We start from the raw sequence: 1,168 nt of genomic DNA, 5'->3' as shown, positions 1-1,168 counted from the left end.
GGGCCCGGCGCTGTCCGCCGGGCACGAGATCGGCGAGATGATCGACCGCACCCTCGACGAGGAGCGTGAGGTCTTCGACACCTGCGTCGAGCTCATGGAGTCGATCCAGGCCATCCGCCAGCCCGTGATCGCGGAGGTGCAGGGCCACGCCATCGCCGCCGGGTGTCAGCTCGTGGCGACCTGCGACCTCGCCGTGGCCGTCGACACCGCGAGGTTCGGCACCCCGGGCGTGAGGATCGGCCTGTTCTGCTCGACCCCCATGGTGGCGGTCTCGCGGAACATCGGCCGCAAGCGCGCACTCCAGATGCTCCTGACCGGTGAGACGATCGACGCCGCCACCGCGGTCGAGTGGGGCCTGGTCAACGAGGCCGTACCCGCCGACCGGCTCCGGGCCCGTGTCGACGAGCTGGCCACCCGCATCGCCGACGCCAGCCCGCTGACCCTGCAGATCGGCAAGCAGGCCTTCTACCGGCAGATCGACCTCCCGCAGGGCGAGGCGTACCGCGAGATGGCCGAGACCATGGCCACCAACGCGGTCACGTGCGACGCGCAGGAGGGCATGACCGCGTTCCTGGACAAGCGCGCCCCGCAGTGGCGCGGCGAGTGACGCCCGCCCGGGTGTTCCGCGCGGTGACCTGCTGGGCCGTCGTCGTGGGGGCCTCCCACTAGGATCTGCGCCATGGCGATCTCGGTGATGACGGTCTGTACCGGCAACATGTGTCGGTCACCGCTGGCCGAGCGGCTGCTCTCCGTGCGAGCCGCGCACGCGGGTGTCGACGTGGTCGCGGATTCCGCGGGGACGAGGGCGGTCAACGGTGTGGCGATCCACCCCGAGACCCGCCGGGTACTCGGGGCCCACGGCGGCGACGCCGAGGGGTTCGCCTCCCGTCTGCTCACGCCGCGACTCCTGCAGGGTCACGATCTGGTCCTCACCGCGACACGGGCCCACCGTGACGCCGTGCAGGAGATGGCCCCGCTGCTGTGGAAGAAGACCTACACGCTGCTGGAGGCGGCCCACCTCGCCGACGCCGACCGGGCGCTGACCCTCGCGGGGCTGGCGCGGGCCCGACTCGGCGTGGACACCGACGACCCGGCGTGGGACATCGAGGACCCGATCGGCCGCGAGCCCGAGGTCTTCGACCGGACCGGGGCGCAGATCAGCCACGCG

General features: G+C 72.3%; 2 protein-coding genes. Both read left to right on the top strand.

Features of this window, described 5'->3' with window-relative positions; all coding sequences use genetic code 11:
* On the top strand, positions 1 to 607 hold a 607-nt coding region (locus G6021_RS14235; protein ID WP_241736578.1), incomplete at its 5' end, for an enoyl-CoA hydratase-related protein.
* A gap of 72 nt (positions 608 to 679) precedes the next feature.
* Positions 680 to 1,168: protein-tyrosine-phosphatase (locus tag G6021_RS14230; RefSeq protein ID WP_182617349.1), on the top strand; the 489-nt coding region annotated here is incomplete at its 3' end.

The sequence above is a fragment of the Dietzia sp. CW19 genome (assembly GCF_014145265.1).
Taxonomy (GTDB): Bacteria; Actinomycetota; Actinomycetes; order Mycobacteriales; family Mycobacteriaceae; genus Dietzia; species Dietzia natronolimnaea.
This window is presented reverse-complemented; position numbering and strand designations above follow the sequence as displayed.